Origin of the sequence: Pseudomonas sp. M47T1, assembly GCF_000263855.1 — a bacterium.
In the GTDB taxonomy this organism is placed as follows: Bacteria; Pseudomonadota; Gammaproteobacteria; order Pseudomonadales; family Pseudomonadaceae; genus Aquipseudomonas.
Window position 1 is genome coordinate 115,446 of sequence record NZ_AJWX01000015.1, and the last position, 21,074, is coordinate 136,519.

The window sequence follows — 21,074 nt, forward strand, 5'->3', positions numbered from 1 at the left end:
AATCCTTGTTGTGCTTCATCCCCTGGCCGGAACGCAGCCGGGAATTGCTAAGCGCAATATACAAAACTATATAGCGAAAGCGTAGTGCAATCCGAGGCAACGGCTGCGCAACTGGACACCGCGTCGCAAAAAGGCGGCGGCCTCAGGCCCGGGGCCGTCCCGGCTGCCAGGCCATAGGTCGATTCACCCCGGGGAAAATAGCCCTTTGATTGTCTACATTTCGTGTTCCATGGCATTGCGCAACCCGTCTTGATGCTTGCTCGCCAAGGCATATCCTGTACTGGACCATTACCGGCCTTGCCCTCACAACAAGAAGGAACCCACCGATGTTCTCCGGATTCAGCAAAGCGCAGCGTCACGTCAACGGCGTCACCATTGCCTACCGCATCGGCGGCAGCGGCCCCGGGTTGCTGCTGTTGCACGGCCACCCGCAAACCCATGTGATCTGGCACAAGGTGGCCGAACAGCTGGCCGAGCATTTCACCGTGGTGGCCGCCGACCTGCGCGGCTACGGCGACAGCGACCGGCCCGCCGCCACCGACGATCACGCGCCCTACAGCAAGCGCGTGATGGCCCAGGACAACGTGGCGCTGATGGCCGAACTGGGGTTCGAGCGCTTCAGCGTGCTGGCCCACGACCGTGGCGCACGGGTGGCGCACCGCCTGGCACTGGACCACCCGGACGCGGTGCAGCGCATGGTGTTGCTGGACATCGCACCGACGCTGGCCATGTACAGCCAGACCAACGAGGCTTTCGCCCGTGCATACTGGCACTGGTTTTTCCTGATTCGCCCAGCGCCGCTGCCCGAGACCTTGCTGGAAGCCAACCCCGAAGGCTACCTGCGCAGCGTGATGGGCAGCCGCAGCGCGGGGCTCGCGCCCTTTACCGAGCAGGCCTTCGCCGAGTACCTGCGTTGCCTGCAACGGCCGGGCAGTGCCATGGGCATTTGCGAGGACTACCGCGCCAGTGCCTCCATCGACCTTACGCATGACCGCGCCGACCTCGAACGCGGCCACGGCCTGACCCTGCCACTGCTGGTGCTGTGGGGCGCCGAGGGCACCGTAGGGCGCTGCTTCCAGCCCCTGGAAGAATGGCGCCAGGTAGCCACCGACGTGCGCGGTAGAGCCTTGCCCGCTGGCCACTACATCGCCGAAGAAGCCCCACAGCTGCTTCTGGACGAGGCGCTGCGCTTCCTGCGCTGACCGCCGTGCGTTGCCGACCCTGTTCACCCGCCTGCCGCCGCCCGTTCACGGGGCGGCGCGGGTCACCTCCAAGGTCGCTGGCGCCGTGGTGGGCGCAGGCTTCGTAGCCCTGGCCGCGAGCCTGGCGGTGGTGCCAACCGTGCCTGTGGCCGCCATGGTGCTGATGCTGGGCGTGGACCGGTTCATGGCCGAGTGTCGCTCGCTGACCAACATCATTGGCAACGCCGTCGCCGCGCTGGTGGTGGCCGCCTGGGACGGCGAGCTGGACCGCGACAAACTCGCGCCCATTGCCCTCAAGCGCTCGCGCAAGGCGGCCGCTGCGGTACAGGTTTCAAGCCAACCGCACTGACGCCCCGGCGAAGGGTAGCGGGTGCTATCCTTCGACTATCCATGAACACACAGGCATTTTGCGAGCTCCATGAGCACGATTCGTGAACAACTGCCCCTGCCCGAAGACCTTCGGGTTTTCCTCACCGTGCTGCGCAAGGGCGGTTTTGCCGCTGCGGCGCAAGAGCTGGGCTTTTCTCCAGCCTACGTCAGCAAGCGCATCTCGATTCTCGAAACCACACTGGGCGCCCGCTTGCTGCACCGCAGCACGCGGCGCATTGCCCTGACCGATGACGGCGAGCGCGTGCGCGTGTGGGCCGCGCGGTTGCTGGGCGATATCGATGACTTCCTGGGCGAGATGTCCGAAGCGCGTCAGGCCCCGCGCGGCGCCTTGCACATCTGCAGCAGCTTCGGCTTTGGCCGCAACCACGTGGCCCCAGCCGTCTGCGCGTTGTCCCGGGCCTACCCGCGACTGGACATTCGCCTGGACGTGTTCGACCGGGTGGTGGACGTGGTCAATGAAGGTTTTGACCTGGAGATCCGCGTAGGTGACGACCTGGCCGGCCAGCACCTGGGCAAGCAACTGGTGCGCAACCTCCGGGTGTTGTGCGCCACGCCCGAGTACCTGGCGGCGCGGGGCACGCCGCAGACCCTGGCCGACCTGGCCGAGCACGACTGCCTAGTGATCAAGGAGCGCAACAACGCCTTTGGCGTGTGGAGTTTGAGCCGGGAAGGGCAGGCCGAATCCGTCAAGGTCAGCGGCCCGCTGTCGTCGAACAACGGCGAAATTGTGCTGCAGTGGGCGCTCGATGGCGCGGGGATCATTCTGCGTTCGCTGTGGGACGTCAAGCCCATGCTCGACCAGGGCCGGCTGGTGCAGGTGCTGCACGACTACAGCCAGAGCGCGAACGTGTGGGCGGTATACCCGATGCGGTTGAGCCAGTCGGCGAAGCTGCGGGTGTGCGTGGAGTTTTTGCAGGAATATTTCCGCAACCTGTCACCCTGATGCACCCAAGCCTGTAGGCTGCTGCCAGGCTGCGAAATGGGCGGCAGGTCCTGCGGCCGGGCGCATGGGGGCGACGGTTGCCTCCTGGGGTCAGGCCAGCCAGGGATTGTGGTGCAAATGGCGCTGTTCGAACGCGCGGATCTGTTCGGCCCGTTGCAGGGTGGTACCAATGGCGTCCAGCCCTGACAGCAGGGCTTGTTTGCGCAGTTCATCGATGGCGAAAGCTATGACGGTGCCATCGTCCAGGCGGATCTCCTGGCGTGGCAGGTCGACGCTTAAGGTGGAGGTCTCTGGGCAACTGATCTTTCGCCCCAGCGTGGCCAACTGAGCCTCATCCAACTGAATCGCCAGCAGCCCGTTGCGCTGGCAGTTGTCGAAGAAGATGCCGGCGAAGCCGGTACCGATCAGTGCCCGAATGCCGCGCTGCTTAAGGCCCCACACAGCATGCTCGCGACTGGAGCCGCAGCCGAAGTTAGGCCCGGTGACCAGGAAACGCGCATCCTGCCAGGCCGGCTGGTTGAGCACGAAATCAGGGTTGGGCGCGCCTGATTCGAGTACGCGCAAATCAAAGAACAGCCCCTGGTCCAGGCCACTGCGGTCGATGCCCTTGAGAAACTGCTTGGGCATGATCACGTCGGTGTCGATGTTGGCCGCCAGCATGGGGGCAGCGCTGCCAGTCACAATGTCGAAAGGTTGCATGGTTCAGGCCTCCAGTACGAAGGAACGGACGTCGGTCAAATGGCCGGCGATCGCCGCAGCGGCGACCATGGCCGGGCTCATCAGGTGGGTGCGTGCACCCGCGCCCTGGCGCCCTTCGAAGTTGCGATTGGTGCTGGACGCGCAACGATCGCCGGGTGCCAGCACGTCGTCATTCATGGCCAGGCACATGGAACAACCCGACTGGCGCCACTCAAACCCTGCGTCCAGAAACACGGCGGCCAGGCCCTCGGCTTCGGCCTGTTCGCGCACCAGGGTGGAACCGGGCACGATCATCGCCCGCACGTGGCTGGCCACGCGTTTGCCGCGCACCACCCGCGCCACGTCGCGCAGGTCTTCGATGCGGGCATTGGTGCAGGAACCGATGAAGGCATGGTTGACCACCACCTCGCTCAACGCCATGCCAGGGGTCAGGCCCATGTAGGTCAAGGCGCGCTGCTGGCCCTGGCGCACGATCAGGTCGGTCTGGGTGGCGGGGTCGGGCACGGCGCCGCTGATGCTGGCGGCCTGGTCCGGGCTGGTGCCCCAAGTGACCATGGGCGCCAGGTCGTTCACGTCAATCAACACTTCACGGTCGAACCGGGCGCCGGGGTCGCTGCGCAGTTGCTGCCAACTGGCCAGGGCGGCCTCCCACAGCGGGCCTTTCGGCGCGCGGGGTTTGCTTTTCAGGTAGGCGAACACCTTTTCGTCCGGGGCCATGAACGCGCCACGGGCGCCGGCTTCCACGGCCATGTTGCAGATGGTCATGCGTGCCTCGACGCTCAGCGCGGTGATGGCCGGGCCGTCGAACTCGATGGCGTAGCCGGTAGCGCCCGATGCGCCAATACGGGCGATCACCGCCATGATGACGTCCTTGGACGTCAGGCCCGGCCCCAGCATTCCGATGACCGTCACTCGCAGGGTGTTCAGGCGCTTGTACACCAGGGTCTGGGACGCCAGCAGATGCTCGATCTCCGAGGTCCCGATGCCAAAACCGAACGCGCCCAGGGCGCCATAGGTGGTGGTGTGGCTGTCGCCGGCAGCCACCACCATGCCCGGCAGGATGAAGCCTTGCTCGGGGGCGACCACATGCTCGATGCCCTGGCGCTTGTCCAGTACGTCGAACAGTTCGATGCCGAAGTCGCGGCAGTTCTCGGTGAAATACGCCACCTGGCGAGCACCGCCGGCGTCGGGCATGGTCGCTGTGCGCAAAGGCGCGGTCGGGTTGACGTGGTCCACCACCGCCAGCGTCGCGGCCGGCCGCCACACGCTACGTCCAGCCTTGCGCAGGCCGCTGAAGGCCTGGGGGCTGGTGTATTCGTTGGCGACCTGACGGTCTATATACAGCAGCACATGCCCTTGGTCGTCCAGGGTGCACACGGTGTGGCTGTCGATGTGTTTTTGATAGAGGGTACGGGGGCTGCTCATCGGAGGGCTCACGGTCATTGTTTGCAGTCAGCATATTCCCAGGGGGTTTTGCATCAATAGGCCATTGGGAATGCGCTGAAACACGAATCGTGAGCAATACCTGTAGCCGCTACCGCAGGCTGCACCGATTGCGCTGGTATACTGCGTGGTCATCTGCACCCACCTGCAAGGCCCGTCATTCCATGGTCTCCGAAGTTGATCGCTACATCGCCGCCGGCACCCGCGAGAACACCCGGCGCAGCTATCAGTCGGCGGTGGAGCACTTCGAGGTGACCTGGGGCGGCTTCCTGCCGGCCACCAGCGATGCCGTCAGCCGTTACCTGGCCGCGTTCGCCGGCAAGTTGTCACTCAACACCCTGCGATTGCGGCTGGCGGCGCTGGCTCAGTGGCATGTGAGCCAGGGCTTTCCGGACCCTACCAAAAGCGCGCAGGTGAAGCAGGTGATGAAGGGCATCCGCACCTTGCACCCTCAGCAGGAAAAACAGGCCGAGCCGCTGCAACTGCTGGCCCTGGAACGCTGCGTGCGCTGGCTGGATGTGGAGATCGAAGCCGCCAGGGGCCGTCACGACAGCAAGCGCCTGCTGCGTTGCCAGCGTGACAAGGCGCTGATCCTGATGGGCTTCTGGCGCGCGTTTCGCAGCGATGAGCTGTGCCGCCTGGACGTGCAGTTCATCCAGGCCCGGCGCGGGGAGGGCATGCGTATTTTCCTGCCCTGGAGCAAGGGTGATCGCGACAGTCGCGGTACCACCCACTCGGCCCCGGCGCTGGAGCGGTTGTGCCCGGTGGACGCCTACTGCGACTGGCTGCAAACCGCGGGCATTGCCCACGGCCCGGTGTTTCGCGGCATCGACCGCTGGGGGCGGTTGAGCGACAAGGGCCTGCATCCGTACAGCGTCATGCACCTGCTGCGCGAGGCCCTGTTGGGTGCCGGGCTGGACGGCGACGCCTACAGCAGCCATTCGCTGCGTCGCGGTTTTGCCAATTGGGCCAGCCAGAGCGGCTGGGACCAGAAGTCGCTGATGAGTTATGTGGGCTGGAAAGACAGCCAGTCGGCGTTGCGTTACCTGGATGCCCGCGCTGAGTTTCGTTTGCCCAGCCTGTAGCCAGGTCTGTAGCCGCTGCCGGCCCGCATGAACCGTCGAGATCCTCATCGTGGACGATGGCCAGCGCCGCCTGGCGGCAACGGCTACAAGGCATGTATAGTGCGGCCCATACAGAATACGTAACGTAGTACAGCCCAACAGGAGCAAGCATGGCACGCGGCGGGATCAACAAGGCAGTGGTACAGAAAGCGCGTGAAGGGCTGCTGGCCCGTGGCGAAAACCCCACCATCGACGCCGTTCGAGTGGCCTTGGGCAACACCGGTTCGAAAACCACCATCCACCGCTACCTCAAGGAACTGGAAGAAACCGACCAGCGCCGCCTGGCCCCGCGTGAACACCTGACCCAGGAACTGGGCGAACTGGTGGGCCGCCTGGCCGAGCGCTTGAAAGAGGAGGGCGACGAGTACGTGCAACAGGCTCAGGCCCGCTTCGACCTGCAAAAGGCCGTGCTGGAAGGCGACCTGGACAAGGCCCTGAAAGCCAACGCCGCCCTGCAACAGCAATTCGAGATTCAGACCGAAGCGCTGGCCAGCGAATCCGAGCAACTGCTGACCTGCCGCACCTCGTTGCAGACCGAACACACCCGCAACGCCCGGCTCACTCAGGCGTGCACCGACCTGCAAGCGCGCGTCGGCGAAAAGGACGAGCAGATTCGCTCGCTGGAAGAAAAACACCAGCACGCCCGCGATGCCCTCGAACATTACCGCCAGGCGGTGAAAGAGCAGCGCGATCAGGATCAGCGTCGTCACGAAGGCCAGGTTCAGCAGGCGCAAGTGGAAGTGCGGCAGCTGCAACAAAGCCTTATCGTCAAGCAGGACGAACTGATGCGCCTGAGCCGTGATAACGAGCGCATGCTGGTGGAAGCACGTCAGGCCCGCAAGGACCAGGACAGCGCCAACCAGGCCCTCGCCGACAAGGTCAATGAAGTCAGTGCCCTGACCACCCAACTGGCCCAGGCCCTGGGTGCGCGTGAAGCGTTGAATGGGCAGATCGAGGTGTTTCGCCACGAACAGGCGGCCCAGGTCAAGGCCACCAAGGCCCAGGTGCTGCGCGAAGCGCGCCTGGAGCAACAGTTGCAGCAGGCCAACGCCACGCTGGCGCAATGGCGCGCCGACCGGGCGGCGGCCAGCGCCGAATAAGCTTCAGGGCTGGCCCGGCTCCACCGGGTGCAGGCCGCTGCGCAGGATACGCCGGGCGCGCTGGACCTTTTCCAGCGCCCCGGGCACGCCATTGCCCATGTCCATCAACGCCTTGGCACACAGCTGCGCCCCATAACCGTCGAGCTTGGCAAACTGCTCGCCAGTCATGTGCACGGTTTTCATGGCGAAGGCCAGCAGCTTATCGCCCGCGTGCGGGCCCTGCAAAATGCCCTTTATCATGTACGCCAGCGCCTGGCGGTACTGGCCCTGGGTGAGGATGGCCGCGCAGTCGATATCGCTGCCGGCAAAGGTGCGCTGCATCCATTCACGCTGAACATCGTCCAGCAACTGCGGGTCGCTGCCGTCCTCGGCGAACACCCGGGTACTGCGCAAGGGGATGACGTTGTCGTCGTGATCGGCCATGGGATCTGCTTCTCGACAGTAGCGTTAGGCATAAGTATGCGCCATAGCGTTGCCCTGTCCACAATCCACGTGGTTCTGTACAAGCCTTGCGTACGAGTGCGGCGCACACTGGCAGCCTGCCTTTGAGCCAGGAGCTGAACATGACCGAGTACGTGATTGCCCCACCACCCGCCGCCAGCGTCGCCATTGCCGGTGACAGCCGCCGCTTTCCGATCCGCCGGGTGTTCTGCGTGGGCCGCAACTATTCCGAGCACGCCCGCGAGATGGGCCATGACCCGGACCGCGAGCCGCCGTTCTTTTTCTGCAAGCCGGCCGATGCCGTGGTGCCGGCCGAAGGCGTGATCGCCTACCCGCCGTTGACCAGCGACCTGCACCATGAAGTGGAGCTGGTGGTGGCCATCGGCGAAGGCGGCGTGAACATTGACCCGGCGCAGGCCCTGACCCATGTGTGGGGCTATGGCCTGGGCCTGGACCTCACCCGCCGTGACCTGCAGGCCCAGGCCAAGAAGCAGGGCCGGCCGTGGGACTGGGCCAAGGGCTTCGACGAGTCGGCGCCATGCACAGCGCTGATTCCGGCCGCTACCCTGGGCCACCCGGCCAGCGGCGCCATCTGGTTGAGCGTGAATGGCGAAGAGCGCCAGCGTGGCGACCTGTCGGACCAGATCTGGGCCGTTCCGGACGTGATCGCCTACCTGTCGCGCTCGGTGGCGTTGCAGCCCGGCGACCTGATCTTCACCGGCACGCCTGCCGGGGTCGGTGCGTTGCAACCGGGTGACCAGGTCAGCGCTGGCATCGACGGCGTGGCCCAGTTGGCACTGCGCATCGGTAACCACTGAAGGCAGGCTTGGAGGAGGGCGCCGCACGCTTTAAACTGTGCGGCGTCGTTTCCTGCGAGGTTGCTGCCATGTCATCCCTGTCCCGCGTGCCCACCTACGGCATGCAGCAGCGCAGCGACCGCGAAGATTTCTATATCCGCGACAAGCAGGACCGCGAAGCGCTGACCTCTCCCCATCGCCACGAATACTTTCAAATTCAGATCAACCTGGGCGGCGACACCGTGCAGCACATTGGCGGTGCGGTGCGGCCTTTTCCGCGCAACGCCCTGAGCTTTATCCTGCCGCACCGCCTGCACCTGATTCCGCACCCGGAGCAGGGCAACTTCATGCTCATCAATGTTGCCCAGGGGTTCCTGCTGCCGCACCTGGCCTGCGACCCGCTGGACCTTGAAGACGTGCCGTTGGCCCAGGCGCCCGAATTGGCGCCGTTCCAGTTCCAGGAGCACCTGGACTTCATCCTCGACGATGGCGCCTTCGCGGAAATCGAGACCGTGCTGCAACGCCTGCGCACACTGGACCGCACCCGTGATTTCGGCACCACCACGCTGTTGCGGGCCGGTTTGCTGCACGTAATCGGGGTGGTCAGCCAACACTTTGCCGAGCCGTTGCAGCAGTTGGCCAGTGACAAGGCCACCCACCGCGGCCGTCGTGATGCCCTGGCGCGCGTCACGGCGTACATTCGCGAGCACATCGCCGACCCGCAGCTGACCCTAAAGGAAGCGGCGGCCGCGGCGTTCCTGTCGCCCAACTACCTCACCCACCTGTTGCGCAAGGACACCGGCAGCACCTTCAGCGAACTGGTGCTGGAGCGGCGCATGCGCCTGGCGCGCACCCACCTGCTGAACAGTGACGAGCCCATCAGCCACATTGCCCAGCGTTGCGGGTTTGCCGACGAGGCTTATTTCTCCCGGCGCTTTCGCCAGACCCAGGGCCTGCCGCCAGGCCAATTCCGTCGCCAGCAGCGCGGGCATAGCGCCCATCAATAGTGGTTAGCGCAGTGCCGTGGATTTGCTAGGGTGGGTTATCCCGGTCAAACGAGCATGGACGACGATGAAGGCCACACAGCAGCGCACCCTGGCAGTCAACGGCATCAACCTGAGCGTGCACAGCGCCGGCCCCGACACTGGCAAGCCGATCTGGCTGCTGCATGGCTTTCCCGAGTGCTGGCATTCCTGGCGCTTGCAGATTGCGCCCCTGGTGGCGGCCGGGTACCAGGTGTGGTTGCCGGAAATGCGTGGCTACGGCGCAAGCTCCGCCCCGGCAGCGGTAGACGCCTACGACCTGTTGACCCTGTGCGCGGACATTCAGGGCGCCATGGACCTGCTGGGCCATACCCGGGTGAGCGTGGTGGGCCATGACTGGGGCGCGCCGGTCGCCTGGCACCTGGCGCTGCTGGAACCTGAGCGGGTACAGGCGGTGGTGGCCCTGTCGGTACCGTTCGCCGGCCGGCCGCGCCAGCCTGCGGTGGATATTCTGCGGGCGCACTTCAAGGATCGCTTCAACTACATCCTGTACTTCCAGGCACCCGGGGTAGCCGAAGCCGAACTGGATGCCGACATCGCCCATACCGTGCGTATGTTCATGCAGGGCGGCGACAGCGGCGACCTGATCCTCAAGGACAAGCCTGCCACGGCGAGGCTGTTCGACGGCATCAACCAGCCGGACCGGTTGCCCGCCTGGTGCGCGCCCGAGGATTTTCAGGTGTACGTGGACACCTTTGCCGAGCACGGCTTTCATGGGGCGCTGAACTGGTATCGCAATTTCGAAAAAAACTGGCAACGCACCGAGCCTCTGGCCAATGCCAACGTGGAACAGCCAGCGCTGTTCCTGATTGGTGACCTGGACCCGGTGGGCGTGCTCGAAGCCCACACTTTGCTGCGCATGCCCAACCGCGTGCCGCGCCTGGAACAGCATGTAGTGAAGGCGTGCGGGCACTGGATACAGAGCGAGCAACCGGAGGTGGTCAATGCCCATCTGCTGAAGTTTCTGGCGGTTCACTACCGCTGAAAGGGCGCATACTTGTGTGAGGTTGGAGTCGTAGGAACTGCCGACAGGCTGCAGAAAAGTCCGCAGGGCCTTTGGCGGTGTCATGCCGATCGCGGGCCCGCTGTGAGCGCCAGGCTCAGCGGCCGTCCACCGAGTACCTGCCGGGACCGGACACGGCCAACAGCACGCGGGCGAGCAGGATGATTTCGTTGCTTTGCTTGGCGAACAGGCTGTAGTGCATGATGTCGGTGCCTCGGCAGGAGTGTGCAGACCACACCCACACTGTAGCCGCTGCCGCAACGCTGCGCTGGCCCTTGCATTCACTGAAGATTCCCAGCGAACGTGGTAGCCCTAAGGCGCCTTGGTGTCGTCGTGCAGATAGTGCTGGGTGGCGTCCAGCACTTTGACAATGGCGTCGATGTCGCTGGACATTTCCTTGGTCAGCACCGGGTCATCCAGCAGCGCCAGGCGCAGCTTGAGGCGCGACAGCGGCGTGCGCAGGTCATGGGAGACCGCTCCCAGCGTGCGCCGGCGCATGTCCACCTGATCGCGGATGGATTGCTGCATGCGGTTGAGCAGGCTAGCCACGTGGCGGGCCTCGACGCTGCCGGTTTCCGCCAGCGGACGGCTGTCCAGGTTGTCGCCCAGGCGTTCGGCTGCCTGGCTGAAGCGCTTCAATGGCCGCGTCAGCGAGCGGCTGACGTACCAGGCCATGGCGATCAGTGCCAGGAATTGGAATGCCAGCATCGCCTTGGGCCATACCAGCAGGTAGTGCGAACTGGCCTCCAGCGCCAGGGCCGGATCGGCCGTTTGCGCCGTGGTGCCCAACCTCGGTGGAGGCGGGATGCGGTAGTGCACGATCCACAGGTACGTCAGCCCATGGGCGAGGAAAATCGCCGCAAGGGTCACGTTGAAGATACGAGCAAACAGGGTGCGTGACTTGATCATTGCGCGTGGGCCCGTCAGGCGTTATTCAAACCATAACATTGTCTTCAGGGTTCAACGTATCCCTTTGGTACCAATGCCGACCTGTCACCGGGCCTCAAGGGCTGTCGCGCCCTATACTCAAGGCAACGCCCACGTACTGTTGACGATACGGAGCCTGGGGTGACTTGCTGGCGCGCACTGATCGTTGTCCTGACCCTGCTGCTGACCGCCTGTGCCGGCCACCGGCCGTTGCCTGCGGCCCCGGTGAGCGCCGCCACCTGGCAGCAGGTGGACGGGCAGATCCTGCAGGCGTCCAGCGACGCGCGCGAGCAGGCCCGGGTGTTTGCCCGTGGTTCCATGGACCATTGGCGGGTGCGCGTGTACCAGCAGACCGAAGAGGTGTTCATACCCTGGTTCGACAGCTACTGGACCCAAGAGTGGCTGTCCATGCGCGTAAGCTGGTACACCCTGAGCAGCGGCCAGGACAAAACCGAATCGGCCAGGCGCCTGGAGGCTTATCTGCAAGAGCAGTATCACAACCGTGTGCTGGCGCCGGTGGCGGTGGACATCGAGCCGAACGCCATTGCCGTGCAGGCCACCGATTTCTACGTGCAATTGCTGGGCGCGCAACTGGCCGCCATCGGCCAACAGCATCAACTGCCGGCCAATCAGTACGCCCAGCACCTGCAAGGCATCGTGGTGCTGGGCACGGCCACCTTGCAGCAAATCACTCACACCCAGCCGCCCACCCAGGTGCCCGACTATGCCGCGTTGGTGCAACGCCTGCATGCTGGCGACCAGGCCGCGCCCGCAGGCCTGGCCGAGGTGGCCAAGGCCACCAACAGCAAACTGCAGGGGCAAATGAGCAGCCGTGGCGCCGGCGGGTTTGCCGCGGCGGTGGCGGGCAAGATAGTGGGGCCGCTGATTTCCCTGGGCATGGCTGGCGTTCGCGCCATCATTCATGCGGGCGAGCGGCCGGACAGCGAGGCGCTGCTGCGCAAAAGCCTGGGCACCGCCTTCGATCAAGCCTGGCTCAAGGTGCTGAGCGACCCTAATGGCGGCGTCATGGCCGGCGTGTACCGGCTGGCCGACAGCCTGGAGGTGCAACTGGCCGCGCGCACCGTTTCGCAACGGCTTGATAAAGCCTCATCATGGGCCCAAGAGGATTTCTGGCAACATGGCGCCACATTGGCTTCAGGAAGCAACCATGGGCTTTGAAGCGTTCCGTTACATTGATTTGATGGGCACCTTCGTCTTCGCCCTCAGCGGAGCGCTGGCGGCCATTGACCGGCGCCTGGACCTGTTTGGCGTGGTCGTCATCGCCTTCGTCACCGCCTGCGGCGGCGGGGTCATCCGCGACCTGTGCATCGGCGCACTGCCGCCGGCGGGGCTGACCAACCTGGCCTACGTGGCCGTGGTGGGCCTGGCCGTGGCCCTGGCTGGCGGCTTCCAGACGCGCTTGCAAAAACTGGCGCAGCCCACGCTGTTCTTCGACGCCATCGGCCTGGGGTTCTTCGCCGCCTTCGGCGTGCACAAGGTCTACACCCACATCCCCGACGTGGAACTGGCCGTGCTGCTGGGTGTGGTCAGCGCCGTGGGCGGCGGCATCCTGCGCGACGTGCTGCTGGGCAGGGTGCCGGTGATCCTGAGCAAGGACATCTACGCCTCGGCGGCCTTGCTGTGCGCGCTGGTGCAGGTGGGCGGCGAACTGCAGTGGCTGAACCCGGCGTTCAGCGCGTGGGTGGGCATTGGCTTGTGCACAGGGTTGCGGATGTTGTCGTTGCGCTATGGGTGGAATTTGCCCGGGATTGGGAAGGTGTTGTGAATGCTGACCAATGCCTTGCCTATGCTTGAATTGGCAGCATACTGTATCGGCTCGTTCATTATGCGCGAGCGCCCGGCCTGTGTGCTGCAACAACTGACGCAAGCCGCCACGTGCAATGACCGCATCGTCATCTCGGCTATTACGTACGCGCAGATGCGGTACGGCCAGCGGGTAAAACAGCATCACCTCATCACAAAAAACACCCGTGAGTTTTCACGGGTGCCTGGGTTGGTGTATGAGGATTGGGTTCATTGAAGCAAACCCACGCATGAGCGTCCTGAAGCCTTTCCCGTTCGGAAACTGCACGATTGAATGTATCCCCCAGTTGCACCTTGATCACTACCGTTCACCTGTCGCGTATTGACGAACGCAGCGCCACGATGTTGCTGCACCCCCTGGCCTTTACCCTGGCGCCCGGCGATCGAGTGGCGATCACCGGGCCCTCGGGGTCAGGGAAAAGCGTGCTGCTGCGCGCCCTGGCATTGCTGGACGCGCCCCATGGGGGCGAGGTTCGCTGGCAGGGCACGCCCGTTGCCACCGCGCAGATCCCCACATACCGCAGCCAGGTGTGCTACATCGCACAGAAACCGGCGGTGATCGATGGCAGTGTCGAGGACAACCTGCGTTATCCCTACTCGCTGAACGTGCATGCCAAGGCACAATTCGAGCGCGACACCGTGGTGCAGCTATTGACCAAGGCCGGCAAGCCCGCAGGTTTTCTCGACAAGCAGGCCAGTGAGTTGTCCGGCGGTGAAAGCCAGGTCATGGCACTGGTGCGGGCCCTGCAACTCAATCCGCAGGTGTTGCTGCTCGACGAGCCTACCGCGGCGCTGGACCCGGCCTCGGCGCGCCAGGTGGAAGACCTGGTCGATGCCTGGTTCAATCCGGGTCGCGCCTTGATCTGGGTGTCCCACGACCCGGCCCAGGCTGAGCGTGTCAGCAATCGCCAGTTGGTCATGAAGGCGGGGAAGCTGGCATGAACTATCAGAACCTGTCGAACCTGGACATTGCGCTGGCGGCAGCGCTGATCCTGATCAATGGCGTGCTCTCCCTGTGCTTGAACCTGGGCCTGGGCCGCCAGTTGCTGGTGGCGTCGATACGCACGGTGGTACAGCTGCTGGCGGTTGGGTATGTGTTGACCTGGATCTTCGCCAACGCCCATTGGTACGTGGTGCTGCCGGTGATGTGCCTGATGACCCTGGTGGCCGGGCTGTCCGCGGCCGGGCGTGGCAAGCGCACCTACGCCGGGCGGCGCGCCGACAGCATTGGCTCGATCTGGGTGAGCAGCTGGCTGGTGGCCGCCGTGGGTTTGTTCGCGGTGATCCGCATTCATCCCTGGTACGAGCCGCAATACGCCATTCCCATTCTGGGCATGATCCTGGGCAACACCCTGACCGGTGTGTCGCTGGGCATCGAGCGCATGATTCAGGAACTGACGGCGGGCCGTGGCCAGATCGAAATGACGTTGGCCTTGGGTGGCACGCGCTGGGAAGCCGCGCAACTGGCGGCGCGCCAGGCGGTGAGGGCGGGGATGATCCCCACGTTGAACCAGATGTCGGTGGTGGGCCTGGTCAGCTTGCCGGGCATGATGACCGGCCAGGTGTTGGCGGGCCAAAGCCCGATGCAGGCCGTGCGTTACCAGATCATCATCATGTTCCTGATTGCCGCCGCCTCGGCGCTGGGCACCGTGGCGGCGGTGCTGCTCACCTACCGGCGCCTGTTCTCGGCGCAGCACCGCTTCATGGCCGCCAAACTGATTCAGCGCAGTTGAACTGTAGTGTGTCAGTGACGGCCCGCGCAGCCCTTGGCAGCGGCGACACCCTCCAGCGAATATGGGGTTTGGGGAGCAACGGAACAGAAAGTGCACTTAGGCCCTACCAGCGTCGTTCAGTACCTTCTTCCCAGGCATCCGCTTCGATAAAGTAGTTCCGCATCTCGGCTTCCTGACTGATCTCGCTCAGCAGGTCATGCACTGCCTTATCCAATTCCTCGTCGCTCTGATAGGGAACTGTCAGTTCATAGTTTCCCGACCCCAGGCGCTTCACGCAGAATGGCTCCAGGCAATAGCGCTCAATGTTCTCCTTGGCCCTCTTCCGGCCGCGCACGAACTTGCTGTTGTTCTCCACCGCCAAACGCAAGGTAATGGTGGCAACCCTTTGGGACGGCCACCGACTCGGCCTCGTGCCAGTGCGGCAGAAAGACCGGCTTGGGTGCGCTCCCGGATCAGTCGGCCTTCTTCAGGGCATCGACCTGAAGAAGGCTTTCTGATCCCGAGTGCTTACCCGCGCATAACCGATCTTCATGAAAAGTACCGTTTACTCGACTGCATTAGTAACAGTTGCCTGTTGCAGAGTGGCATACGATGGGCGTATAAACACATAAACACCTATCATTGGAAAAAGTCATGAATACCACTCGTTGGAACGTCGCCGTCTCCACCGACACCGACCAATCGCTTCGCATGTTTTTGGCCAGCCAAGGCGGTGGCCGTAAGGGCGACCTGTCGCGCTTCATCGAAGAAGCGGTGCGGGCACACATCCTGGAACTGAGCGCCGAACAGGCCAAAGCTTCCAATGCCCATCTGAGTGAGGCAGAACTGACCGAAGCGGTTGAAGAGGCACTCGACTGGGCACGTAAGCGCTGATGCGGGTTGTATTGGATACCAACATCCTGTTCAGTGCGTTGATCTCACCGCATGGGGCTCCTGATGCGATCTATCGGGCCTGGCGTTCAGCTCGCTTCGAGGTGGTGACTTCGCGGGCACAGCTCGACGAAATTCGTCGCGCCAGTCGTTACCCCAAGCTTCAGGCCATCCTTCAGCCTGCCAAAGTGGGGGCCATGATCAATAACCTGCAACGGGCGATGGTGCTGGAGCGCTTGACCATCGAGATTGAAGCCGATGATCCGGATGACTCCTTTCTGCTGGCCATGGCCTTGGCAGGCAATGCGGACTACCTGGTAACCGGTGATCGCCGCGCAGGCCTCTTGCAACGCGGGCATATCGAACGCACGCGGATTGTCACTCCCGCCGTGTTCTGCACCGAGGTACTGTGATCGATGCCGGTTGGCTTTCTGACTCAGGAACAACGCGACGGCTTTGGTCACTATGTCGATCCTCCTAGCCGCGAAGAGCTGGAACGCTATTTCCACCTGAGCGATGACGACCACAAAGCCCTCCTGCGGCTGCGCGGCGAACACAACCGCCTCGGCTACGCCACGCAACTGACCAGCGTCCGCTACCTGGGCACCTTCCCTAAGACTTTTCTGCCGTTCCGGATGAGGTGCTGCAAGCACTCAGTCGTCAGCTCGGCATCAATGATCCGACTTGCATCCTGGCCTATGCTGAAACCCGCCAGCGTCAACGTCATGCTGGCGAGATTCAGGAGCGTTATGGCTATCGGGTGTTTGCTGACTCCAGCGTCGGCTTTCGACTTGCTCGCTGGCTGTATGCGCTGTGCTGGACAGGGACAGATCGTCCTGGTGAGTTGTTCAATCGGGCGACGACCTGGTTACTGACGCACAAGGTTTTACTGCCGGGTGTAACTACTGGAGCGGTTTATCGCCCAACTGCGCAGTCGGTTCGAAGAACGCCTCTGGCTCACCTGGGCCGCAGCGTGACCGAGAAGCAGAGACAGCACCTGCAAGAATTGCTGGCAGTGGTCGAAGGCAACCGTTACTCCCGCTTGGATCAATTGCTCTCCGGCCCGGTGATGATCAGTGGGCCCGCCTGATCCGTGCGCTACGGCGACTCGATGACGTGCGAGGCATCGGCATCACCTTGCCCGCAGCGGCCCATATCCCACCCAGCCGAATTGCGGCCCTGGCACGCTTTGCCAACACGGCCAAGGTCACAGCGATCAACCGGCTGCCGGCATCGCGGCGGATGGCAACGTTGGTGGCGTTTGCGCTTTGTCTGGAGGAGACTGCGCATGACGACGCCCTGGAAGTTTTGGAAGCCTTGCTGCGCGACCTGTTCAGCAACGCAGAGAGGGCCGACAAGAAAGCTCGGTTGCGCAGTCTAAAGGATCTGGATCGCTCGGCGGCAACGCTCGCCGCCGCATGCAAGGTGGTGCTGGATAGCTCAATCAGCGATGACAACGTCCGTGCCCGGCTGTTCAACGACCTACCGCGTATCACGCTGGAGAAAGCCCTCGAAGAGGTCACCGCGTTGGTCCGTCCGGCCAACGATGTGTATTACCTCGCCCTGGAGGAGCGCTACCGCAGCGTGCGCCGTTTCCTTCCCGACCTATTGAAGCATGTCCGCTTCGGCTTCAGTCCGGCAGGCAAGGGCGTGCCCTCGTCGGCATTTGAAGGCTGGAGCTTACCAAAAACCTGGCCAGGTACGCTGCTGACGGGTCAAGAAACAGGGTTATCCGAGCTTAAGTGCACTTTCTGTTCCATTGCTCCCCAACCCCCAATATCGCGACAAAGAAGGCGTAATACTGGCCCCCAAGGCGTTTTGTTCCAGCCAAAATCACCGTACTTTCAGGTGTTTGGGGAATGGATTGAATGCGAAGTGTAATGTTCACGCTGGCAGGGTTTGCCCTGACCGGGGTTACGTTGTGCGCCCAGGCCAGGGACATTCGGCCCGATGACCGCTACCTGTGCAGCTGGGGCGCTGGCACCGCCGCCCGCGCCCAGGAACTCAAACTGTCGGGTGTGTCGCTGTACGCCGCGCGACAGAAAATCCAGACCATCAAATTCAGCAGGGGCTGGATGCGCATGATGGCCATGGGCATCACCGAACAGACCTACGACAGCGCCTCGCGAGCGAAACCGGCCGTGGTCCACGACACTTTCTACGATGGCTGCATTCATTACACGCTGGCGCGCAAATAACCGCGTCGCCAGCCCAGCTGTCATTTTCGCCCACCGCGCCTATCCTTGAGCGGGTCAATACAGTGGAGGCAAACATGACCCTACCAGCGAATTCATTGATCGAAACGGCGCGTACCCTGATGGCTCCCGGCAAGGGCCTGTTGGCCATGGACGAGAGCCTGGGCACCTGCAACCGGCGGTTCGCGCCGCTGGGCATTGCCCAGACTGAAGAGAACCGCCGCCGTTATCGCGAGCTGCTGGTGACCACCCCACAGCTGGGCCAGTACATCAGCGGCGCCATCCTGTTCGAGGAAACCCTGTTCCAGCACAGCGCCGACGGCACGCCCTTCGTGGATATCCTCAAGGCTGCCGGCATTGTCACCGGCATCAAAGTGGATGCTGGCGCCCAGCCGCTGGCAGGCTTTGCTGGCGAGCGCATCACCGAGGGGCTGGACGGCCTGCGGGAGCGCCTGCAACGCTATGCCGCCCAAGGCGCCCGTTTCGCCAAGTGGCGGGCGGTGATTGCCATCGGCGACGGTATTCCCAGCCGCACGGCCATCGAAGCCAATGCCCAGGGCCTGGCCCGTTATGCAGCGCTGTGCCAGGAAGCGGGGCTGGTGCCCATCGTCGAGCCCGAGGTATTGATGGACGGCGATCACAGCCTGGCGCGCTGCCAGGCCGTGACCGGCGAGGTACTGGACGAGGTATTTACCCAGCTGCATCGCCATGCGGTGTTGCTGGAAGGCATGCTGCTCAAACCCAACATGGTAGTACCAGGGCAGGGCGGGGTACCCGCGTCGGTGGAAGAGGTGGCCCAGGCCACGGTGCAGACCCTGCGGCGCAAAGTGCCTGCTGCGGTGGGCGGTATTGCATTCCTGTCCGGCGGCCAGTCGTCACCACTGGCCACCGCGCACCTGAATGCCATGCATCAGGGCCTGGCTCTGCCCTGGCCGTTGACCTTCTCCTATGGCCGCGCCCTGCAGGACGATGCGCTGCGCACCTGGGGGGGCGATGATGCTAACCGTACCCAGGCACAACAGGCCCTGCTGCGTCGCGCCCAATGCAACGGTGCGGCGGCGCTGGGGCAGTACAGCGAGGCACTGGAAGCCGTTTAAGGCACCTCAGTGGGACCGGTCGGTGCGGGTTTCCACCGACCAGTACACCGTGCGTTGATAGTGGGCGTACAGCACCGTCTCGTGTTCGCGGCTCAGCGCAACGGCTTCATCATAGGCCGGGGAGGCCTGTATCGAGGCGCGGTCCAGGTCGAGGAATACTTTCTGTTCCTCCCACGACACCGCCTCAGTCCATTCCGGGGCAATCAGCACTTTGTGGCCGACCCACCAGTTGCTGGTGTTGACCACCAGGTATTGGACGGCCCAGGACGCGTCGTTGATCAGCAGGCTGTCCACATGGCCGATTTCACCGTCGGTGGCCTGGATGTGGTAACCGCTCACTTGCTGGCCGCTGCGCAGGCGCAAATCGTCTTTGGGCTCGATCACTTTGTCGGGGGCCGACGCATCCGCGCGGGCGCTGTTCCACAGGCCGCCGGTGCCCCAGTAGTAGGGGTAGCCGTAGTAGCCGAGGTGGTCCATTTCGTGCTGGCGGGACACGGGCTTGTGGGTATCGATGTCGGGGCTGGCCTTGACCTGTTCGCGGGTGATGCTCAGGGTCAGTTGGCGGGTTTCATCGTCGCAGTGCTGGATCGACTGAGTTGAAATCAGCACCCGGCGGCTCTTGAGCCACGAGCCGGTTTCAACCACGAAATAGCGAATTACCCACGTGGCATCGTCGAAGTAAACATCCTTCACTTCGCCGATGTCACCGTCGGTGGCGCCCAGCGTGTAGTGCGTCAGGTCGTGCATGCTTCTTAACATGAGGGAAGTCCTGTCAAGTGCCGACCCGCGAGGCCGGCGGTGTTACAAGCATAGCCCGCACCCCCGGCAGGGCCCTTTGACACTGACGGACTGCTCAGCTTTGGGCCACGTCAATCCACTGCGCATTGACCCACTGTGCCATGCGTTCTGGGCACAGGCGCACGGCCGCATTAATGGCGCCGCCCGCCGGCAACACCTACGCCCACCAGACTACCGCGTTTCAAAGCGTGAAACGTCGAGGCGGCTGCGGCTTGACCATACCGAACGCACACACCACGCTGCCCACCCCGCACGCGGCAATCACCCAGGCCATGGGCCGTGGTGTCCCGTCGGCAAGGGCGCCTACCAGGCCTGAACCATAGATGCCTGAACCGTAGTGCAGCGCACCGATCAACGCCGACACGGCGCCGGCCACCTCGGGGAAGCCGTTCAGCGCGCCAATGATCGAATTGGCGATGATCAGGCCCGCGGCCGCCACGAACACGAACAAGGGCAACACCAAGCCCCACAAACCGGCAAAACCGGTGCTGGCGTCCACCGCCAGCCACAGGGACGCCAGCGCGGCAACCACCGTGCCTGCGCGCAGCAAACGGTCACTGCCCAGGCGTTTCACCAGTTTTGCGTTCAGCTGGTTGGCAAACATGATGCCGACGATCCCGCCGCCAAACAGCAGCCCATACACCTGGGGAGACACGTGGTAGTAATTGATGTACGCGAAGGGTGTACCCGCTATGTACGCATACATACCGGCATAATAGAAGCCACCGGCACCGGCGTAGCCCAACAGCTTCGCGTTACCCAGCAACTGGCCATAACGTCTTACCACGCCCAGCACCGAGGCCGGGTTGCGTCGCTCCACGGGCAGGGTCTCGGGCAAACGCTGGAGCGCCACCAGTGTCAGCGCACCCACGCCTGCCAACGCCCAGAAAATCAGGCGCCAGGAGCCGAACTTGACGATCAGGCCGCCAAGGCTCGGCCCCAGCAGCGGCGCGATCGCCATCACACTCATCAACGTCGACAGCATCTGCGCGGCCCGATGTCCCTCATACAAATCGCGCACCATCGCCCGGGCCAGCACGACGCTGGCGCAGGCGCCCACTGCCTGGATCGCACGCCAGGCAATCATCATCGGCGCGCTGTCGACCATGGCGCAGCCTGCCGACCCGAGGATAAACAGTAGCAGCCCTAGCGCCACCGGCAAGCGTCGGCCGTAGCGGTCGCCGATGGGGCCCCACAGCAGTTGGCCGAGACTGAAACCGATCAGGTAGCCGGAAATGGTCCACTCCACCTGGCCGGCATTGGCGTGCAGTGACTGCGCCATGGCGGGGAGGGCAGGAAGGTACACGTCGGTGGAAATGGAAGCGAACGCCATGAGCGCGCTGAGGATGGCCAGCAGCTTCAGGCTTTGGGTGTCCGAGGGCACGGCGCGTGTGGCAGGGTGTCCGTTGGGGTGCATGGGGCAAAGAAGTCCAGGGAGGCGTGAC

24 protein-coding genes and 3 pseudogenes are annotated in these 21,074 nt (G+C 63.8%); 19 read left to right on the forward strand and 8 right to left on the reverse strand.

Annotated features, from left to right (window positions below; translation table 11 throughout):
- The first annotated feature begins 326 nt into the window (after positions 1 to 326).
- From PMM47T1_RS16750 to PMM47T1_RS16760, 3 genes and pseudogenes are all read left to right on the forward strand, one after another.
- On the forward strand, positions 327 to 1,202 hold the full coding sequence (locus tag PMM47T1_RS16750; protein WP_008370971.1) for an alpha/beta fold hydrolase: 876 nt from the start codon (positions 327 to 329) through the stop codon (positions 1,200 to 1,202).
- A gap of 55 nt (positions 1,203 to 1,257) precedes the next feature.
- Positions 1,258 to 1,551: pseudogene (locus PMM47T1_RS16755) on the forward strand (cation:dicarboxylate symporter family transporter); the annotation flags it as partial.
- Positions 1,552 to 1,620: 69 nt separating this feature from the next.
- On the forward strand, positions 1,621 to 2,535 hold the full coding sequence (locus PMM47T1_RS16760; RefSeq protein ID WP_008370975.1) for a LysR substrate-binding domain-containing protein: 915 nt from the start codon (positions 1,621 to 1,623) through the stop codon (positions 2,533 to 2,535).
- Between the two features lie 90 nt (positions 2,536 to 2,625).
- Here PMM47T1_RS16760 and leuD read toward each other — a convergent pair whose 3' ends face one another.
- Both leuD and leuC read right to left on the reverse strand, forming a co-directional pair.
- Positions 2,626 to 3,234: a 3-isopropylmalate dehydratase small subunit gene (gene leuD, locus PMM47T1_RS16765; RefSeq protein WP_008370977.1), complete on the reverse strand. Its 609-nt coding sequence runs from the start codon at positions 3,232 to 3,234 to the stop codon at positions 2,626 to 2,628.
- 3 nt (positions 3,235 to 3,237) lie between these two features.
- The gene (leuC, locus tag PMM47T1_RS16770; RefSeq protein ID WP_008370980.1) at positions 3,238 to 4,659 is read right to left on the reverse strand and encodes a 3-isopropylmalate dehydratase large subunit; all 1,422 of its coding nucleotides are present in this window, start codon (positions 4,657 to 4,659) and stop codon (positions 3,238 to 3,240) included.
- Positions 4,660 to 4,841: 182 nt separating this feature from the next.
- On the opposite strand from leuC, the gene PMM47T1_RS16775 reads away from it, so the two are divergent.
- Positions 4,842 to 5,762 (forward strand): site-specific integrase, encoded by a 921-nt coding sequence (locus PMM47T1_RS16775; RefSeq protein ID WP_008370981.1) that lies wholly within the window; start codon positions 4,842 to 4,844, stop codon positions 5,760 to 5,762.
- Positions 5,763 to 5,911: 149 nt separating this feature from the next.
- Positions 5,912 to 6,901 carry a DNA-binding protein gene (locus tag PMM47T1_RS16780; RefSeq protein ID WP_008370983.1) on the forward strand — a complete coding sequence of 330 codons (990 nt, stop codon included), beginning with the start codon at positions 5,912 to 5,914 and terminating at the stop codon, positions 6,899 to 6,901.
- A 3-nt stretch (positions 6,902 to 6,904) separates the two neighbouring features.
- Here PMM47T1_RS16780 and PMM47T1_RS16785 read toward each other — a convergent pair whose 3' ends face one another.
- Positions 6,905 to 7,324, reverse strand: a complete 420-nt coding sequence (locus tag PMM47T1_RS16785; RefSeq protein ID WP_008370985.1) for a hypothetical protein — start codon at positions 7,322 to 7,324, stop codon at positions 6,905 to 6,907.
- Between the two features lie 140 nt (positions 7,325 to 7,464).
- Between PMM47T1_RS16785 and PMM47T1_RS16790 the strand changes: the two genes are divergently transcribed.
- From PMM47T1_RS16790 to PMM47T1_RS16800, 3 genes are all read left to right on the forward strand, one after another.
- Positions 7,465 to 8,160 carry a fumarylacetoacetate hydrolase family protein gene (locus PMM47T1_RS16790; RefSeq protein WP_008370987.1) on the forward strand — a complete coding sequence of 232 codons (696 nt, stop codon included), beginning with the start codon at positions 7,465 to 7,467 and terminating at the stop codon, positions 8,158 to 8,160.
- A gap of 68 nt (positions 8,161 to 8,228) precedes the next feature.
- A complete protein-coding gene (locus tag PMM47T1_RS16795; RefSeq protein ID WP_008370988.1) occupies positions 8,229 to 9,146 on the forward strand; it encodes a helix-turn-helix transcriptional regulator in 918 nt (305 codons plus the stop codon).
- Between the two features lie 64 nt (positions 9,147 to 9,210).
- Positions 9,211 to 10,167 (forward strand): alpha/beta fold hydrolase, encoded by a 957-nt coding sequence (locus PMM47T1_RS16800; RefSeq protein ID WP_008370990.1) that lies wholly within the window; start codon positions 9,211 to 9,213, stop codon positions 10,165 to 10,167.
- A 330-nt stretch (positions 10,168 to 10,497) separates the two neighbouring features.
- Here PMM47T1_RS16800 and PMM47T1_RS16805 read toward each other — a convergent pair whose 3' ends face one another.
- Positions 10,498 to 11,094: a HAMP domain-containing protein gene (locus tag PMM47T1_RS16805; RefSeq protein WP_008370992.1), complete on the reverse strand. Its 597-nt coding sequence runs from the start codon at positions 11,092 to 11,094 to the stop codon at positions 10,498 to 10,500.
- A gap of 159 nt (positions 11,095 to 11,253) precedes the next feature.
- Here PMM47T1_RS16805 and PMM47T1_RS16810 point away from each other — a divergent pair, with 159 nt between their 5' ends.
- From PMM47T1_RS16810 to PMM47T1_RS16830, 5 genes are all read left to right on the forward strand, one after another.
- On the forward strand, positions 11,254 to 12,291 hold the full coding sequence (locus tag PMM47T1_RS16810) for a hypothetical protein (RefSeq protein WP_008370993.1): 1,038 nt from the start codon (positions 11,254 to 11,256) through the stop codon (positions 12,289 to 12,291).
- The gene (locus PMM47T1_RS16815; protein ID WP_008370995.1) at positions 12,281 to 12,898 is read left to right on the forward strand and encodes a trimeric intracellular cation channel family protein; all 618 of its coding nucleotides are present in this window, start codon (positions 12,281 to 12,283) and stop codon (positions 12,896 to 12,898) included. Before PMM47T1_RS16810 ends, PMM47T1_RS16815 begins: the two co-directional genes overlap by 11 nt.
- On the forward strand, positions 12,899 to 13,153 hold the full coding sequence (locus PMM47T1_RS16820; RefSeq protein ID WP_008370997.1) for a DNA-binding protein: 255 nt from the start codon (positions 12,899 to 12,901) through the stop codon (positions 13,151 to 13,153).
- 125 nt (positions 13,154 to 13,278) lie between these two features.
- Positions 13,279 to 13,878, forward strand: coding sequence for an ABC transporter ATP-binding protein (locus tag PMM47T1_RS16825; protein ID WP_050990428.1), 600 nt, complete (start codon positions 13,279 to 13,281; stop codon positions 13,876 to 13,878).
- Positions 13,875 to 14,669, forward strand: coding sequence for an ABC transporter permease (locus tag PMM47T1_RS16830; protein ID WP_008371002.1), 795 nt, complete (start codon positions 13,875 to 13,877; stop codon positions 14,667 to 14,669). Before PMM47T1_RS16825 ends, PMM47T1_RS16830 begins: the two co-directional genes overlap by 4 nt.
- A gap of 103 nt (positions 14,670 to 14,772) precedes the next feature.
- Here PMM47T1_RS16830 and PMM47T1_RS16835 read toward each other — a convergent pair whose 3' ends face one another.
- Positions 14,773 to 15,024 (reverse strand): hypothetical protein, encoded by a 252-nt coding sequence (locus PMM47T1_RS16835; protein ID WP_238536626.1) that lies wholly within the window; start codon positions 15,022 to 15,024, stop codon positions 14,773 to 14,775.
- 278 nt (positions 15,025 to 15,302) lie between these two features.
- On the opposite strand from PMM47T1_RS16835, the gene PMM47T1_RS16840 reads away from it, so the two are divergent.
- From PMM47T1_RS16840 to PMM47T1_RS16860, 6 genes and pseudogenes are all read left to right on the forward strand, one after another.
- Positions 15,303 to 15,542 carry a ribbon-helix-helix domain-containing protein gene (locus PMM47T1_RS16840; protein WP_008371006.1) on the forward strand — a complete coding sequence of 80 codons (240 nt, stop codon included), beginning with the start codon at positions 15,303 to 15,305 and terminating at the stop codon, positions 15,540 to 15,542.
- Positions 15,542 to 15,952, forward strand: a complete 411-nt coding sequence (locus PMM47T1_RS16845; protein ID WP_008371007.1) for a putative toxin-antitoxin system toxin component, PIN family — start codon at positions 15,542 to 15,544, stop codon at positions 15,950 to 15,952. The genes PMM47T1_RS16840 and PMM47T1_RS16845 overlap by 1 nt, the downstream gene beginning before the upstream one ends.
- Positions 15,953 to 15,955: 3 nt before the next feature.
- Positions 15,956 to 16,629: pseudogene (locus PMM47T1_RS30910) on the forward strand (DUF4158 domain-containing protein).
- A gap of 26 nt (positions 16,630 to 16,655) precedes the next feature.
- Positions 16,656 to 17,420 (forward strand): hypothetical protein, encoded by a 765-nt coding sequence (locus PMM47T1_RS30915; RefSeq protein WP_238536627.1) that lies wholly within the window; start codon positions 16,656 to 16,658, stop codon positions 17,418 to 17,420.
- On the forward strand, positions 17,408 to 17,737 hold the full coding sequence (locus PMM47T1_RS16855; RefSeq protein ID WP_043301184.1) for a hypothetical protein: 330 nt from the start codon (positions 17,408 to 17,410) through the stop codon (positions 17,735 to 17,737). The genes PMM47T1_RS30915 and PMM47T1_RS16855 overlap by 13 nt, the downstream gene beginning before the upstream one ends.
- 74 nt (positions 17,738 to 17,811) lie before the next feature.
- Entirely contained in the window at positions 17,812 to 18,831 is a 1,020-nt protein-coding gene (locus tag PMM47T1_RS16860; protein ID WP_008371011.1) for a class I fructose-bisphosphate aldolase, read from the forward strand.
- A 6-nt stretch (positions 18,832 to 18,837) separates the two neighbouring features.
- Here PMM47T1_RS16860 and PMM47T1_RS16865 read toward each other — a convergent pair whose 3' ends face one another.
- From PMM47T1_RS16865 to PMM47T1_RS16870, 3 genes and pseudogenes are all read right to left on the reverse strand, one after another.
- Positions 18,838 to 19,590, reverse strand: a complete 753-nt coding sequence (locus PMM47T1_RS16865; RefSeq protein ID WP_043301185.1) for a PRC-barrel domain-containing protein — start codon at positions 19,588 to 19,590, stop codon at positions 18,838 to 18,840.
- 94 nt (positions 19,591 to 19,684) lie between these two features.
- Positions 19,685 to 19,786: pseudogene (locus tag PMM47T1_RS30695) on the reverse strand (YbaK/EbsC family protein); the annotation flags it as partial.
- Positions 19,787 to 19,810: 24 nt separating this feature from the next.
- A complete protein-coding gene (locus PMM47T1_RS16870) occupies positions 19,811 to 21,046 on the reverse strand; it encodes a Bcr/CflA family multidrug efflux MFS transporter (protein WP_008371017.1) in 1,236 nt (411 codons plus the stop codon).
- Positions 21,047 to 21,074 lie beyond the last annotated feature (28 nt).

Excerpts from the sequence above, each read along its gene's own strand:
- PMM47T1_RS16750 (WP_008370971.1), top strand. The coding sequence starts at position 327 with ATGTTCTCCGGATTCAGCAAAGCGCAGCGTCACGTCAACGGCGTCACC.
- PMM47T1_RS16815 (WP_008370995.1), top strand. The coding sequence starts at position 12,281 with ATGGGCTTTGAAGCGTTCCGTTACATTGATTTGATGGGCACCTTCGTC.
- PMM47T1_RS16785 (WP_008370985.1), bottom strand. The coding sequence starts at position 7,324 with ATGGCCGATCACGACGACAACGTCATCCCCTTGCGCAGTACCCGGGTG.
- PMM47T1_RS16865 (WP_043301185.1), bottom strand. The coding sequence starts at position 19,590 with ATGTTAAGAAGCATGCACGACCTGACGCACTACACGCTGGGCGCCACC.
- PMM47T1_RS16805 (WP_008370992.1), bottom strand. The coding sequence starts at position 11,094 with ATGATCAAGTCACGCACCCTGTTTGCTCGTATCTTCAACGTGACCCTT.
- PMM47T1_RS16790 (WP_008370987.1), top strand. The coding sequence starts at position 7,465 with ATGACCGAGTACGTGATTGCCCCACCACCCGCCGCCAGCGTCGCCATT.
- PMM47T1_RS16840 (WP_008371006.1), top strand. The coding sequence starts at position 15,303 with ATGAATACCACTCGTTGGAACGTCGCCGTCTCCACCGACACCGACCAA.
- PMM47T1_RS16825 (WP_050990428.1), top strand. The coding sequence starts at position 13,279 with ATGTTGCTGCACCCCCTGGCCTTTACCCTGGCGCCCGGCGATCGAGTG.
- PMM47T1_RS16870 (WP_008371017.1), bottom strand. The coding sequence starts at position 21,046 with ATGCACCCCAACGGACACCCTGCCACACGCGCCGTGCCCTCGGACACC.
- PMM47T1_RS16860 (WP_008371011.1), top strand. The coding sequence starts at position 17,812 with ATGACCCTACCAGCGAATTCATTGATCGAAACGGCGCGTACCCTGATG.
- PMM47T1_RS16820 (WP_008370997.1), top strand. The coding sequence starts at position 12,899 with ATGCTGACCAATGCCTTGCCTATGCTTGAATTGGCAGCATACTGTATC.
- PMM47T1_RS16800 (WP_008370990.1), top strand. The coding sequence starts at position 9,211 with ATGAAGGCCACACAGCAGCGCACCCTGGCAGTCAACGGCATCAACCTG.
- PMM47T1_RS16775 (WP_008370981.1), top strand. The coding sequence starts at position 4,842 with ATGGTCTCCGAAGTTGATCGCTACATCGCCGCCGGCACCCGCGAGAAC.
- PMM47T1_RS16760 (WP_008370975.1), top strand. The coding sequence starts at position 1,621 with ATGAGCACGATTCGTGAACAACTGCCCCTGCCCGAAGACCTTCGGGTT.
- leuC (WP_008370980.1), bottom strand. The coding sequence starts at position 4,659 with ATGAGCAGCCCCCGTACCCTCTATCAAAAACACATCGACAGCCACACC.
- leuD (WP_008370977.1), bottom strand. The coding sequence starts at position 3,234 with ATGCAACCTTTCGACATTGTGACTGGCAGCGCTGCCCCCATGCTGGCG.
- PMM47T1_RS16830 (WP_008371002.1), top strand. The coding sequence starts at position 13,875 with ATGAACTATCAGAACCTGTCGAACCTGGACATTGCGCTGGCGGCAGCG.
- PMM47T1_RS16855 (WP_043301184.1), top strand. The coding sequence starts at position 17,408 with ATGCGAAGTGTAATGTTCACGCTGGCAGGGTTTGCCCTGACCGGGGTT.
- PMM47T1_RS16845 (WP_008371007.1), top strand. The coding sequence starts at position 15,542 with ATGCGGGTTGTATTGGATACCAACATCCTGTTCAGTGCGTTGATCTCA.
- PMM47T1_RS16795 (WP_008370988.1), top strand. The coding sequence starts at position 8,229 with ATGTCATCCCTGTCCCGCGTGCCCACCTACGGCATGCAGCAGCGCAGC.
- PMM47T1_RS16780 (WP_008370983.1), top strand. The coding sequence starts at position 5,912 with ATGGCACGCGGCGGGATCAACAAGGCAGTGGTACAGAAAGCGCGTGAA.